The sequence below is a fragment of the Spiroplasma endosymbiont of Apeira syringaria genome, assembly GCF_964020205.1.
GTDB lineage: Bacteria > Bacillota_I > Bacilli_A > Mycoplasmatales > VBWQ01 > Spiroplasma_E > Spiroplasma_E ixodetis_A.
Genome location: NZ_OZ026543.1, coordinates 1,244,150 through 1,258,144 on the forward strand (window position 1 = coordinate 1,244,150; position 13,995 = coordinate 1,258,144).

General features: G+C 23.8%; 16 protein-coding genes. 11 read left to right on the forward strand and 5 right to left on the reverse strand.

Annotated features, from left to right (window positions below; all coding sequences use genetic code 4):
* Positions 1-41 precede the first annotated feature (41 nt).
* The 6 genes from AACL02_RS07645 (at position 42) to AACL02_RS07670 (ending at position 5,686) form a co-directional block, all read left to right on the forward strand.
* On the forward strand, positions 42-857 hold the full coding sequence (locus AACL02_RS07645) for an IS1595 family transposase (RefSeq protein WP_339043679.1): 816 nt from the start codon (positions 42-44) through the stop codon (positions 855-857).
* 119 nt (positions 858-976) lie between these two features.
* Positions 977-2,161 (forward strand): IS256 family transposase, encoded by a 1,185-nt coding sequence (locus tag AACL02_RS07650; RefSeq protein ID WP_422397848.1) that lies wholly within the window; start codon positions 977-979, stop codon positions 2,159-2,161.
* 52 nt (positions 2,162-2,213) lie between these two features.
* Positions 2,214-2,606 carry an IS1595 family transposase gene (locus tag AACL02_RS07655; protein WP_339040625.1) on the forward strand — a complete coding sequence of 131 codons (393 nt, stop codon included), beginning with the start codon at positions 2,214-2,216 and terminating at the stop codon, positions 2,604-2,606.
* Between the two features lie 722 nt (positions 2,607-3,328).
* Positions 3,329-4,279: an IS30 family transposase gene (locus AACL02_RS07660; protein ID WP_339040235.1), complete on the forward strand. Its 951-nt coding sequence runs from the start codon at positions 3,329-3,331 to the stop codon at positions 4,277-4,279.
* 435 nt (positions 4,280-4,714) lie between these two features.
* A complete protein-coding gene (locus AACL02_RS07665; RefSeq protein ID WP_339040627.1) occupies positions 4,715-4,918 on the forward strand; it encodes a hypothetical protein in 204 nt (67 codons plus the stop codon).
* An 87-nt stretch (positions 4,919-5,005) separates the two neighbouring features.
* The gene (locus tag AACL02_RS07670; RefSeq protein WP_339040629.1) at positions 5,006-5,686 is read left to right on the forward strand and encodes a hypothetical protein; all 681 of its coding nucleotides are present in this window, start codon (positions 5,006-5,008) and stop codon (positions 5,684-5,686) included.
* A gap of 40 nt (positions 5,687-5,726) precedes the next feature.
* Here AACL02_RS07670 and AACL02_RS07675 read toward each other — a convergent pair whose 3' ends face one another.
* Together AACL02_RS07675 and AACL02_RS07680 are read right to left on the reverse strand one after the other, a co-directional pair.
* Complete coding sequence (locus tag AACL02_RS07675; protein WP_339040631.1) at positions 5,727-5,999, reverse strand: transposase; 273 nt, start codon at positions 5,997-5,999, stop codon at positions 5,727-5,729.
* Positions 5,950-6,381, reverse strand: a complete 432-nt coding sequence (locus AACL02_RS07680) for a hypothetical protein (protein ID WP_339040633.1) — start codon at positions 6,379-6,381, stop codon at positions 5,950-5,952. Before AACL02_RS07680 ends, AACL02_RS07675 begins: the two co-directional genes overlap by 50 nt.
* A 133-nt stretch (positions 6,382-6,514) precedes the next feature.
* Here AACL02_RS07680 and AACL02_RS07685 point away from each other — a divergent pair, with 133 nt between their 5' ends.
* Positions 6,515-7,462 (forward strand): ankyrin repeat domain-containing protein, encoded by a 948-nt coding sequence (locus tag AACL02_RS07685; RefSeq protein ID WP_339043682.1) that lies wholly within the window; start codon positions 6,515-6,517, stop codon positions 7,460-7,462.
* A gap of 331 nt (positions 7,463-7,793) precedes the next feature.
* Here the strand turns inward: AACL02_RS07685 and AACL02_RS07690 are convergent, their stop codons facing one another.
* On the reverse strand, positions 7,794-8,372 hold the full coding sequence (locus AACL02_RS07690) for an IS3 family transposase (RefSeq protein ID WP_422397849.1): 579 nt from the start codon (positions 8,370-8,372) through the stop codon (positions 7,794-7,796).
* A protein-coding gene (locus AACL02_RS07695) for an IS3 family transposase (protein ID WP_422397815.1) occupies positions 8,342-9,459 on the reverse strand; the annotation gives its coding sequence in 2 pieces (ribosomal slippage) (positions 8,342-9,189 and positions 9,189-9,459; 1,119 coding nt in all). Before AACL02_RS07695 ends, AACL02_RS07690 begins: the two co-directional genes overlap by 31 nt.
* A gap of 206 nt (positions 9,460-9,665) precedes the next feature.
* On the opposite strand from AACL02_RS07695, the gene AACL02_RS07700 reads away from it, so the two are divergent.
* The 3 genes from AACL02_RS07700 (at position 9,666) to AACL02_RS07710 (ending at position 13,259) form a co-directional block, all read left to right on the forward strand.
* Complete coding sequence (locus tag AACL02_RS07700) at positions 9,666-10,202, forward strand: IS1595 family transposase (RefSeq protein WP_339040635.1); 537 nt, start codon at positions 9,666-9,668, stop codon at positions 10,200-10,202.
* 891 nt (positions 10,203-11,093) lie between these two features.
* Positions 11,094-11,297, forward strand: a complete 204-nt coding sequence (locus AACL02_RS07705) for a hypothetical protein (RefSeq protein WP_339040627.1) — start codon at positions 11,094-11,096, stop codon at positions 11,295-11,297.
* A gap of 87 nt (positions 11,298-11,384) precedes the next feature.
* On the forward strand, positions 11,385-13,259 hold the full coding sequence (locus AACL02_RS07710) for an ankyrin repeat domain-containing protein (RefSeq protein WP_339040637.1): 1,875 nt from the start codon (positions 11,385-11,387) through the stop codon (positions 13,257-13,259).
* On the opposite strand, the gene AACL02_RS07715 is transcribed toward AACL02_RS07710, so the two are convergent.
* On the reverse strand, positions 13,197-13,358 hold the full coding sequence (locus AACL02_RS07715) for a hypothetical protein (RefSeq protein ID WP_339040639.1): 162 nt from the start codon (positions 13,356-13,358) through the stop codon (positions 13,197-13,199). The genes AACL02_RS07710 and AACL02_RS07715 overlap by 63 nt on opposite strands.
* Between AACL02_RS07715 and AACL02_RS07720 the strand changes: the two genes are divergently transcribed.
* Entirely contained in the window at positions 13,304-13,984 is a 681-nt protein-coding gene (locus AACL02_RS07720; protein WP_339040641.1) for an IS1595 family transposase, read from the forward strand. The genes AACL02_RS07715 and AACL02_RS07720 overlap by 55 nt on opposite strands.
* The last annotated feature ends 11 nt before the right edge of the window (positions 13,985-13,995 follow it).

Genomic DNA, 13,995 nt, shown 5'->3' on the forward strand with positions numbered 1-13,995 from the left:
CGGACTTCTCCCTACATGTACTTGTGGAGGGAATAATGAAACTGAATGAATTCAACAATGCTTTTCAAACTGAACAGCAATGTCTTGCATATATAGCAAATTTGAAAGAAAACAAATGTATTAGGTGTTTTAATTTTAATTTGAATACTTCTGATTTAAAAAGAATGAGATGTTTAAAATGTAATCAAACATTTAGCATTCTCACAGGCACCATATTTTCAAGGTCACAAACATCTTTAACATCTTGGTTTTATCTTATCTTTAGATGAATAAACACCAAACATGGAATTCCATCAACAGATATTGCAAAAGAATTGGGAGTGACTTTGAAAACTGCTTGAAGAATGACTCATAAAATCAGAACACGTATTGCAAAACAAAAACCTCAATTTATTGTTGAAGGTACAGTGCAAATTGATGAAATGTATCTTTCACATATGGGTTTTAAAAAACAAGGAAGATCATTGGTGAATAAAACCTTGATTGTTGGCATTTATCAAAAAACAACCAATAATTTAATTGTGAAAGTATTGAAAAACGCAAAGAGTAAAAATCTTTTGCAGTTTGCAAAAAACCACATTTCTTCAAAATGTCTTGTATATACTGATTCTTGAAAAGGATATTGCGATTTTAAATCAGTTTTCACTAAGCATGAAACAGTTAACCATCAAGATGGCTATGTTTCAAAAATTGGTGTAAATACCAACCAAATTGAATCAGTTTGAAAACATATAAGAAGAACATTTAAAACACATATCAAAGTTGCAAAACATCATGTTCATTTATATGCTAAAGAAGCTGCATATAAATTCAACAAGATACCTAGTTTTGAAACTGTAATTCTATTTTTGATTTAAAAATGTGGGGAGAAGTCCGTAGATAGGCTTTTCTCAGCATTTATGTGATAAAATTAAAATAGTACATAAAGGGAGAAAAGCCCTTTAATAATAATGATCCAATATCAAAAGCAGTAGATTTATTACTAGAAAATACTGAAGATTTAACAACAGTTTTTAAACCTGGCGGTTTATATAAAGAATTAACAAAAAGATTAGTTGAAAAAATGTTGAATTCTGAAATGCAAAATTATTTAGGATATGAAAAAAATCAACATAGTACTACTGAAAATGCTCGTAATGGTACAAGTTCAAAAAAATTAATAACTCAACAAGGTAAAATTGAAATTGATGTACCAAGAGATCGCAATAGTAATTTTACTCCTGTAATAGTTCCTAAAAGGCAAAGAAGATTTGATGGTTTTGATCAACAAGTTCTTTCCTTGTATTCAAAAGGAATGACATTATCTGACATTAGAATGCAGTTGCAAGAGTTATATCATGGTGCTGATATTAGTGAAAGTGTTATTAGTCAAATTACTGATGATGTTATTGATGATGTTAAAGCATGACAAAATCGACCATTAGAAAGTATTTATCCTATTGTTTATTTTGATTGTATAGTAGTTAAAGTACGACAAGATAAACGGATTATTAACAAATCAGTTTATATAGCATTAGGAGTTGATTTAGAAGGCAAAAAAGATGTTTTAGGATTATGAATTAGTGAAAATGAAGCTTCTAAGTTTTGATTATCTAATTTCACAGAAATGAAAAATCGTGGCTTAAATGATATTCTTATTGCTTGTAGTGATAATTTAACAGGCATGTCAGAAGCAATACAATCAGTTTATCCTAAAACAGAACATCAATTATGCATTGTTCATCAAATTAGAAATAGTTTAAAATATGTTTCATACAAACATCGAAAAGGTCTAGTTGCAGATTTAAAACCAATTTATAGTGCATGTAGTGAAGAACAAGCAATGCAAGCTTTAGAATCGTTTGAAAGTAAATGAAATAAACAATATCCTCAAATTACTAAATCTTGATATAAAAATTGAGATAATTTAATGGTTTTTATTAGTTATCCAGTAGAAATCAAAAGAGTGATTTATACTACAAACGCTATTGAATCTGTTAATAGTCAATTACGAAAAATCATCAGAAATAAAAAAGTTTTTCCTAATGATATGGCAGTTTTCAAAATATTTTACTTGGCAATTGAAAATATAACAAAAAAATGAACATTGCCTATTCAAAATTGAAATACAGCAATTGCTCATTTTATGATAAAATTTGAAGATAGAATTAATCTAAACTAGTACTTTATAAAACAAAGATACACAGATTATTAAAAAGCCTCAAGGATCTTCCTTGTTTTTTAAAACCTTGATTGTTGGCATTTATCAAAAAACAACCAATAATTTAATTGTGAAAGTATTGAAAAACGCAAAGAGTAAAAATCTTTTGCAGTTTGCAAAAAACCACATTTCTTCAAAATGTCTTGTATATACTGATTCTTGAAAAGGATATTGCGATTTTAAATCAGTTTTCACTAAGCATGAAACAGTTAACCATCAAGATGGCTATGTTTCAAAAATTGGTGTAAATACCAACCAAATTGAATCAGTTTGAAAACATATAAGAAGAACATTTAAAACACATATCAAAGTTGCAAAACATCATGTTCATTTATATGCTAAAGAAGCTGCATATAAATTCAACAAGATACCTAGTTTTGAAACTGTAATTCTATGTTTGATTTAAAAATGTGGGGAGAAGTCCGTTATTTTTTTCTTTTTTAATTTTTAATTAAAATATTTAACGTAAATAAGTGTTAAAATATAAAATAAAAGTGTTATAATTAAATTGTTATTATTTTTTATAGAACAAATAATTTTAAAAAATGAATATAATTTAAACATAAACATAAATTCCAAATAACTCCTAAAAATTTTAGTTCCTATTTTTAATATAGGAATTTTTTTATTTTAAATGTAGTTCTTCATCAATAATTTAATTAAATTCCATTGCAATGAATTAAAATTTACAAACGAAAACTAGCAACTTTCAAATTCCAAATATTTAATTTATAACTTTATTCATATATAATTATGAATAACTTTTGGTTAGTAAAGAATGGGGAAATTAATAATGTTTTGAAATTTGACTGACAAAATTAAAAATTATATTTTATAAACATTTTGTTTTAAGTTAATAATTTATTGTATAGGTTTATTAGGTAAATCATTAATATATTTTAAAGTAAAAGGAAATTTTTTAGGTATAGCAAAGTCATTAATAATGTTTGAAAGTTTTGTCAATTGAATTGATAATTTAATATCAAATTTTATATTTTTTTAATAAACTTAATTATTAAATTGCTGAATTATACTTGTAAGTGCAAGTAAATAAAATTGCAAAAAAATTCTCATATAAAAATTTCATAATGCTAAATTTATTTTATAAAAAAAGTAAGGAGTTTTTATATGAGTTATAAACATCTTGGCGTAGATGAAAGAATTTATATTGAGAATCAATTGAAATTTAAAGTTAAAATTAGTGAAATAGCTAAAAATCTTAATCGAAATATTAGTACTATTATTCGAGAAATTAATAGAAATCAAGATAATAGTAATTATTTTTCATTGATTGCACAAAATAAAGCTGAAAATAGAAAACAATCACATATTTTTTTTCATAAGTTTAAAAATAAAGATTTAGTAAAATATGTGCAACAAAAACTATTATTAGGCTGATCACCTGAACAAATTTATGGCAGAATTAAAAATTTTCATAAACAATGAGTTATTAGTTTTAAAACAATTTACAATTGAATTTATTCTGGATTGCTTGATCAAGTTACTAGTAAAAATTTAAGAAGAAAAGGCAAAAAACGCAAATCTCAAGAAAATCGTGGCAAATTCAATAGCAAATCAATTAAAGAAAGAGATCTTAATATTAATGATCGTATAACACTTGGTCATTGAGAAGGAGATACTATAGTATCATCACGAGGCAAAAGTAAAAAATGTTTAATAACTTTAGTTGAAAGAGTATCACGATTTACTTTAGCAATATTAGTTAAAAACAGAACTACTAAAGTTATTAACAAAAATATTAGCCATTATTTATCAATTCTTCCTAAAAATATTGTTAAAACCATTACTTTTGATCGTGGTAAAGAATTTTCAAATTGACAACAACTTGAAAAAAATTTAGATGTGAAAATTTATTTTGCAAATCCATATTCACCTTGACAAAGAGGTACTAATGAAAATACTAATGGTTTAATTAGAGAAAAATTTCCTAAAAAATTTAATTTTTCAAAAACTTGTAAAAATGAAGTTCATAAATTTATATTGTCTTTAAACCAAAGACCAAGAAAAATACTAAATTATCTTTCACCGATAGAATATTTGGATAGAAAAATAATTTAGTTGCACTTACCTTTACAATTTAGCAATTATTAGGAATAAATGAACTTATTAACTTTAATATTGAATTGATAAATTTTTCAATTATATGTTTTTTAATCATTATGTTTATTTTATTTTCAGTTAAATTTTTAAAATATATATTAAATCATAACCCAAATAACATTTCTGAAAATCTAAATATTGAATCAGAAAATAATCAAAATTTTGATTCATTTATTCGAAATACAGTAAATCATCAAGACCCACAACCTTCAACAAGTACAATATATCATTCAAATTCCATGTTATAGTTTATTTTATTTCAAATCACTATTTTTTTAAAAAATAGTGATTTTTTATTATTTATTACACATTTTTTGTTTTAAAAATATATAATTTTCTTTGATATTTTAAGTATAGAAAAAAATATTCAAAAATAATAAAAGGAGATGTAATATGTGAAAATCATGTAATGATTGAAGTCAAGCCGAAAAAGATGAATATAATAAAAGAGCTAGAGAAACAAACAAAGCTTGAGGAGAAAAAAACGAACGCGAAAGAAGAGAAAGAGTTGCTAATGCTCTTGGATTTGAAAAAGATAAATCAAAAGTAAACAGTGAAACTTCAATAAGTAAAACTCAAAGTTCTAGTAGTAAATAACAAAAAATGTAAAAAATAAGAGGTTGTAATTACAACATATTATAATTAATTTTATATAATAAAAATTAAAAAAGGGGAAAATAAATTATGTTAAATATAAATGACGAAGAAGTATTGTTTGATTCTAAATATATTCAAGTAAAAAAAACAATAAAAAATGGTTTTATTCATGTAGAAGAACCTTGATGTAACAACCAAGGAGTTGCTATTTTACCCTATGTTTTAAAAGACAATGAGTATTATTTTTTACAAATTCATAATGAAAAAAACCCAGCTCATGAAATATCTAAAATCAGTCAGTATAGTACAATTACTGGTGGACTTGAAACTATGGATTATTATACAACTGTTGTAAAAGAAATGTGAGAAGAGACAGGTATTGATATTAGTGGAAATAATGTAGTAATTGATAAATTTAATTGATCTTTTGCAAATAAATCAAGTAACAAAAAATGATTTTTGTATGCCATTGATTTGACTAATTTAAATTTAAATATCACCAAAACTTATTATGGAAAAGGTGGTGATGGTACTTATTTTGAAAAAGATATTCATGCTAAATTTATTAATAGCTTTACATTAGCAAGTGCTGGTGATACTTTATCTACTAGTATTTGAGGAAAATTAAATTTATTTAAAAAATACAAAGAAAAACAATACCAAAATTTCTTAAAAAAAATAGAAGATAAATTATTAACAATAAACAATTTAAATCAAAAAATAAATGGCTTTTCTCCCTTTATTTACTATTTTAATTTTATCACATAAATGCTGAGAAAAGCCTATCTACGGACTTCTCCCCACATTTTTAAATCAAACATAGAATTACAGTTTCAAAACTAGGTATCTTGTTGAATTTATATGCAGCTTCTTTAGCATATAAATGAACATGATGTTTTGCAACTTTGATATGTGTTTTAAATGTTCTTCTTATATGTTTTCAAACTGATTCAATTTGGTTGGTATTTACACCAATTTTTGAAACATAGCCATCTTGATGGTTAACTGTTTCATGCTTAGTGAAAACTGATTTAAAATCGCAATATCCTTTTCAAGAATCAGTATATACAAGACATTTCATCAATTTTCACTGTACCTTCAACAATAAATTGAGGTTTTTGTTTTGCAATACGTGTTCTGATTTTATGAGTCATTCTTCAAGCAGTTTTCAAAGTCACTCCCAATTCTTTTGCAATATCTGTTGATGGAATTCCATGTTTGGTGTTTATTCATCTAAAGATAAGATAAAACCAAGATGTTAAAGATGTTTGTGACCTTGAAAATATGGTGCCTGTGAGAATGCTAAATGTTTTATTACATTTTAAACATCTCATTCTTTTTAAATCAGAAGTATTCAAATTAAAATTAAAACACCTAATACATTTGTTTTCTTTCAAATTTGCTATATATGCAAGACATTGCTGTTCAGTTTGAAAAGCATTTTTGAATTCATTCAGTTTCATTATTCCCTCCACAAGTACATGTGGGGAGAAGTCCGAAATAAATTTAAGATTACTATTTGATGAAAAATTTCTTAATAATGAATTATATGTAAAAAACACAAAAGAAACTACTAGTATTCCTACAGGATTTCCTTTACATTATGCAGTAGATAATTGTTATTTTGAAATAGCTAAATTATTACTTGAAAAAGGTGCAGATCCAAATATTAAAGATGTTGGAGGAACTCCTTTACAAATTGCTGTATCAAATTTTAATAACAATATTGAAATAGTAAAATTACTTCTTGAAAATGATGCTGATATTAATATACAAAATAAATATGGTAATAATACTATTTTAGATGTTCTTTTTAAGAACAATAAAATTGAAATTATTAAAGAAATATTAATAAAAAAAATTATTAATGATTATAATGAAAAAAAATATATTGATATACTTTTAATTTATTTTTCAAAATATAATGATATATTGTCATTTAAGTGATTAAATGAAAATTTTAAAATTGATTCTAATATTGAAGATAAAGAAACTTTTTGTTCACCTTTATATTATGCAGTAAACAATAATAATATTGAAATAGTAAAATTACTTCTTGAAAATGATGCTGATATTAATGAACAAGATATAAATGGATGTGCACCTTTACATTGAGCTATAGAATGTAATAATATTGAAATAGTAAAATTACTTCTTGAAAATGATGCTGATATTAATGCACAAGAGAAAAGTTTGGCTACTCCTTTACATCTTTCTATATATACAAATAATTTTGACATGATTAAATTATTACTTGAAAAAGGTGCAGATCTAAATATTAAAGATATTGGAGAGTTTACTACTTTAAATGTTTTATTAAAAAAATACAATATTAGTTCAGAAATAAGTCAATTATTATTAAAACAAGTGAATTTTAAGAAAAATATCAAAAGAAAGTTTTTAAAAAAAGAATTAACTAATTCAACAAAATCAAAATTACCTAAGTTAATATTTGAAAAAGAGGAGATAAATGCTATAAATTTACAAAATCAACCCTCAACAAGTAAAACTCAAAGTTCTAGTAGTAAATCACAAAAAATGTAAATATAATAATTACTTCAAAACTGCACAATTGTGCAGTTTATTTAGCAATTTTGTTTTTTTTTAAAAATATTTAACATAAATAAGTGTTAAAATATAAAAAAGTGTTATAATTAAATTGTTCTTATTTTTGTATAGAACAAAATAATTATAAAAAATGAATATAAAATTTAAATAAACATAAATTCAAAAATTCCAAATAACCCCTAAAACTTTAGTTTCTATTTTTAATATAGAAACTTTTTTTGTATAATTTAATTAAACTTAATATAAGTTTTTAACTCATTATTTTATTTTAAAATAAATGAGTTTGGAATGGCAATCCTTTTTAGGACTATTTTTTGGTAGACATTTGTTTTTGATAACTAACTGGAGTTAGGTAGTTTAGAGTACTGTGAATTCTTATGTTGTTATATCAATTGATGTAATCAAATAATTCTAATTTTAATTGGATTAATGATGTAAAATTTTTATCATTAATAAATTCAATTTTGAAAGTTTTAAAAGTTGTTTCAGCAACAGCATTGTCATAAGGACATCCTTTTTTGCTTAAAGATCGAGTTATGTTGAAAGCTAATAAAAGTTTATCAATAGTTTTATTATTGAATTCATTACCGCGATCAGTATGAAATATTTCAATATCTTTTAAACAGTGATTTGATTGCATAAATGCTTGATATACTAATGATGCATCTTTTTTAGTACCTACACTATGTCCAATTATTTCGCGGTTAAATAGGTCGATTAATAGGCAAATATAGTTTCATTTACCATTAACTTGAACATAAGTTAAATCACTAACAATAACTTCATTTTTAATTCTATTATTAAAGTTTCTATTAACAAGATTGGTTATTTGTGGAATGGCAACCCTTTTTAGGACTATTTTTTGGTAGACATTTGTTTTTGATAATTAACTGGAGTTAAGTAGTTTAAAGTGCCGTGAATTCTTATGTTGTTATATCAATTGATGTAATCAAATAATTCTAATTTTAATTGGATTAATGATGTAAAATTTTTATCATTAATAAATTCGGTTTTGAAAGTTTTAAAGGTTGCTTCAGCAACAGCGTTATCATAAGGACAACCTTTTTTGCTTAAAGAGCGATTAATATTGAATGCTAGTAAAAGTTTATCAATAATTTTATTATTAAATTCATTACCGCGATCACTATGAAATATTTGAATATCTTTTAAACAGCGATTTGAGTGCATAAATGCTTGATATACTAATGATGCATCTTTTTTAGTACCTACACTATGTCCAATTATTTCGCGGTTAAATAGGTCAATTAATAAACAAATATAGTTTCACTTACCATTTACTTGAACATAAGTTAAATCACTAACAATAACTTCATTTTTAACTCTATTATTAAAGTTTCTATTAACAAGATTGGTTATTTGACTATCATTGACTTTATTATGATAATTTTTGAATGATAATTTAGTGTATTTTGATATTAAATTATGTTTATTCATAATTTCTTTAATTTTTCGTCTTGATAAATAAATTTCTTGGTTTTCTAGAATGACTTTTAATCTTCTAGTACCATAAACTTCTTTATTTTTTTTAAAAGCACTAATAACAGCTTGTTCATAAATATTATTTTGAATTTTATTTTTTTTCTTTAAATTAAAATAATATGTTGATTTAGAGAGTTTTAAAAAATGACACATTGTGCGAATTTTATATTTAGATTTATTATTTGCAATAATCTCTACTTTCTGCCTATTATTAGTGCTGCTTGCTTTAAAATATCATTTTCCATTCTTAATTGTTTTAATTCTTTTCTTAATTTAATTAATTCATTTTCTTCAACAGAACGATTATCTTTAGTTTTAAAACTACCTGAATTAGTAAATTGCTTAATTCAATTGTAAGTAGCTGCTCTTGTAACATTATATTCTTTAACAAGGCAAGATACTGATTTGCCACTTTGATATAAAGCTACTATTTGTTTTTTAAATTCATCGGTATATGAGTTAATATTGGCCATAATTATAGTTCCTTTCTTTGTTCACTTGTCTATGTAATTAGTGTCCAATAAAGTGTAACCCATCCAGTAATCAAACATTTAGCATTCTCACAGGCACCATATTTTCAAGGTCACAAACATCTTTAACATCTTGGTTTTATCTTATCTTTAGATGAATAAACACCAAACATGGAATTCCATCAACAGATATTGCAAAAGAATTGGGAGTGACTTTGAAAACTGCTTGAAGAATGACTCATAAAATCAGAACACGTATTGCAAAACAAAAACCTCAATTTATTGTTGAAGGTACAGTGCAAATTGATGAAATGTATATTTCACATATGGGTTTTAAAAAACAAGGAAGATCCTTGGTGAATAAAACCTTGATTGTTGGCATTTATCAAAAAACAACCAATAATTTAATTGTGAAAGTATTGAAAAACGCAAAGAGTAAAAATCTTTTGCAGTTTGCAAAAAACCACATTTCTTCAAAATGTCTTGTATATACTGATTCTTGAAAAGTATATTGCGATTTTAAATCAGTTTTCACTAAGCATGAAACAGTTAACCATCAAGATGGCTATGTTTCAAAAATTGGTGTAAATACCAACCAAATTGAATCAGTTTGAAAACATATAAGAAGAACATTTAAAACACATATCAAATTTGCAAAACATCATGTTCATTTATATGCTAAAGAAGCTGCATATAAATTCAACAAGATACCTATTTTTGAAACTGTAATTCTATGTTTGATTTAAAAATGTGGGGAGAAGTCAGTAGATAGGCTTTTCTCAGCATTTATGTGATAAAATTAAAATAGTACATAAAGGGAGAAAAGCCTTTTTTTATTTTAAATGTAGTTCTTCATCAATAATTTAATTAAATTCCATTGCAATGAATTAAAATTTACAAACGAAAACTAGCAACTTTCAAATTCCAAATATTTAATTTATAACTTTATTCATATATAATTATGAATAACTTTTGGTTAGTAAAGAATGGGGAAATTAATAATGTTTTGAAATTTGACTGACAAAATTAAAAATTATATTTTATCAACATTTTGTTTTAAGTTAATAATTTATTGTATAGGTTTATTGGGTAAATCATTAATATATTTTAAAGTAAAAGGAAATTTTTTAGGTATAGCAAAGTCATTAATAATGTTTGAAAGTTTTGTCAATTGAATTGATAATTTAATATCAAATTTTATATTTTTTTAATAAACTTAATTATTAAATTATTAGGAATAAATGAACTTATTAACTTTAATATTGAATTGATAAATTTTTCAATTATATGTTTTTTAATCATTATGTTTATTTTATTTTCAGTTAAATTTTTAAAATATATATTAAATCATAACCCAAATAACATTTCTGAAAATCTAAATATTGAATCAGAAAATAATCAAAATTTTGATTCATTTATTCGAAATACAGTAAATCATCAAGACCCACAACCTTCAACAAGTACAATATATCATTCAAATTCCATGTTATAGTTTATTTTATTTCAAATCACTATTTTTTTAAAAAATAGTGATTTTTTATTATTTATTACACATTTTTTGTTTTAAAAATATATAATTTTCTTTGATATTTTAAGTATAGAAAAAAATATTCAAAAATAATAAAAGGAGATGTAATATGTGAAAATCATGTAATGATTGAAGTCAAGCCGAAAAAGATGAATATAATAAAAGAGCTAGAGAAACAAACAAAGCTTGAGGAGAAAAAAACGAACGCGAAAGAAGAGAAAGAGTTGCTAATGCTCTTGGATTTGAAAAAGATAAATCAAAAGTAAACAGTGAAACTTCAATAAGTAAAACTCAAAGTTCTAGTAGTAAATAACAAAAAATGTAAAAAATAAGAGGTTGTAATTACAACATATTATAATTAATTTTATATAATAAAAATTAAAAAAGGGGAAAATAAATTATGTTAAATATAAATGACGAAGAAGTATTGTTTGATTCTAAATATATTCAAGTAAAAAAAACAATAAAAAATGGTTTTATTCATGTAGAAGAACCTTGATGTAACAACCAAGGAGTTGCTATTTTACCCTATGTTTTAAAAGACAATGAGTATTATTTTTTACAAATTCATAATGAAAAAAACCCAGCTCATGAAATATCTAAAATCAGTCAGTATAGTACAATTACTGGTGGACTTGAAACTATGGATTATTATACAACTGTTGTAAAAGAAATGTGAGAAGAGACAGGTATTGATATTAGTGTAAATAATGTAGTAATTGATAAATTTAATTGATCTTTTGCAAATAAATCAAGTAACAAAAAATGATTTTTGTATGCCATTGATTTGACTAATTTAAATTTAAATATCACCAAAACTTATTATGGAAAAGGTGGTGATGGTACTTATTTTGAAAAAGATATTCATGCTAAATTTATTAATAGCTTTACATTAGCAAGTGCTGGTGATACTTTATCTACTAGTATTTGAGGAAAATTAAATTTATTTAAAAAATACAAAGAAAAACAATACCAAAATTTCTTAAAAAAAATAGAAGATAAATTATTAACAATAAACAATTTAAATCAAAAAATAAATTTAAGATTACTATTTGATGAAAAATTTCTTAATAATGAATTATATGTAAAAAACACAAAAGAAACTACTAGTATTCCTACAGGATTTCCTTTACATTATGCAGTAGATAATGGTTATTTTGAAATAGCTAAATTATTACTTGAAAAAGGTGCAGATCCAAATATTAAAGATGTTGGAGGAACTCCTTTACAAATTGCTGTATCAAATTTTAATAACAATATTGAAATAGTAAAATTACTTCTTGAAAATGATGCTGATATTAATATACAAAATAAATATGGTAATAATACTATTTTAGATGTTCTTTTTAAGAACAATAAAATTGAAATTATTAAAGAAATATTAATAAAAAAAATTATTAATGATTATAATGAAAAAAAATATATTGATATACTTTTAATTTATTTTTCAAAATATAATGATATATTGTCATTTAAGTGATTAAATGAAAATTTTAAAATTGATTCTAATATTGAAGATAAAGAAACTTTTTGTTCACCTTTATATTATGCAGTAAACAATAATAATATTGAAATAGTAAAATTACTTCTTGAAAATGATGCTGATATTAATGAACAAGATATAAATGGATCTACACCTTTACATTGAGCTATAGAATGTAATAATATTGAAATAGTAAAATTACTTCTTGAAAATGATGCTGATATTAATGAACAAGATATAAATGGATCTACACCTTTACATTGAGCTATAGAATGTAATAATATTGAAATAGTAAAATTACTTCTTGAAAATGATGCTGATATTAATGAACAAGATATAAATGGATGTGCACCTTTACATTGAGCTATAGAATGTAATAATATTGAAATAGTAAAATTACTTCTTGAAAATGATGCTGATATTAATGCACAAGAGAAAAGTTTGGCTACTCCTTTACATCTTTCTATATATACAAATAATTTTGACATGATTAAATTATTACTTGAAAAAGGTGCAGATCTAAATATTAAAGATATTGGAGAGTTTACTACTTTAAATGTTTTATTAAAAAAATACAATATTAGTTCAGAAATAAGTCAATTATTATTCAAACAAGTGAATTTTAAGAAAAATATCAAAAGAAAGTTTTTAAAAAAAGAATTAACTAATTCAACAAAATCAAAATTACCTAAGTTAATATTTGAAAAAGAGGAGATAAATGCTATAAATTTACAAAATCAACCCTCAACAAGTAAAACTCAAAGTTCTAGTAGTAAATCACAAAAAATGTAAATATAATAACGGACTTCTCCCCACATGTACTTGTGGAGGGAATAATGAAACTGAATGAATTCAACAATGCTTTTCAAACTGAACAGCAATGTCTTGCATATATAGCAAATTTGAAAGAAAACAAATGTATTAGGTGTTTTAATTTTAATTTGAATACTTCTGATTTAAAAAGAATGAGATGTTTAAAATGTAATCAAACATTTAGCATTCTCACAGGCACCATATTTTCAAGGTCACAAACATCTTTAACATCTTGGTTTTATCTTATCTTTAGATGAATAAACACCAAACATGGAATTCCATCAACAGATATTGCAAAAGAATTGGGAGTGACTTTGAAAACTGCTTGAAGAATGACTCATAAAATCAGAACACGTATTGCAAAACAAAAACCTCAATTTATTGTTGAAGGTACAGTGCAAATTGATGAAATGTATCTTTCACATATGGGTTTTAAAAAACAAGGAAGATCCTTGGTGAATAAAACCTTGATTGTTGGCATTTATCAAAAAACAACCAATAATTTAATTGTGAAAGTATTGAAAAACGCAAAGAGTAAAAATCTTTTGCAGTTTGCAAAAAACCACATTTCTTCAAAATGTCTTGTATATACTGATTCTTGAAAAGGATATTGCGATTTTAAATCAGTTTTCACTAAGCATGAAACAGTTAACCATCAAGATGGCTATGTTTCAAAAATTGGTGTAAATACCAACCAAATTTAATCAGTTTGAAA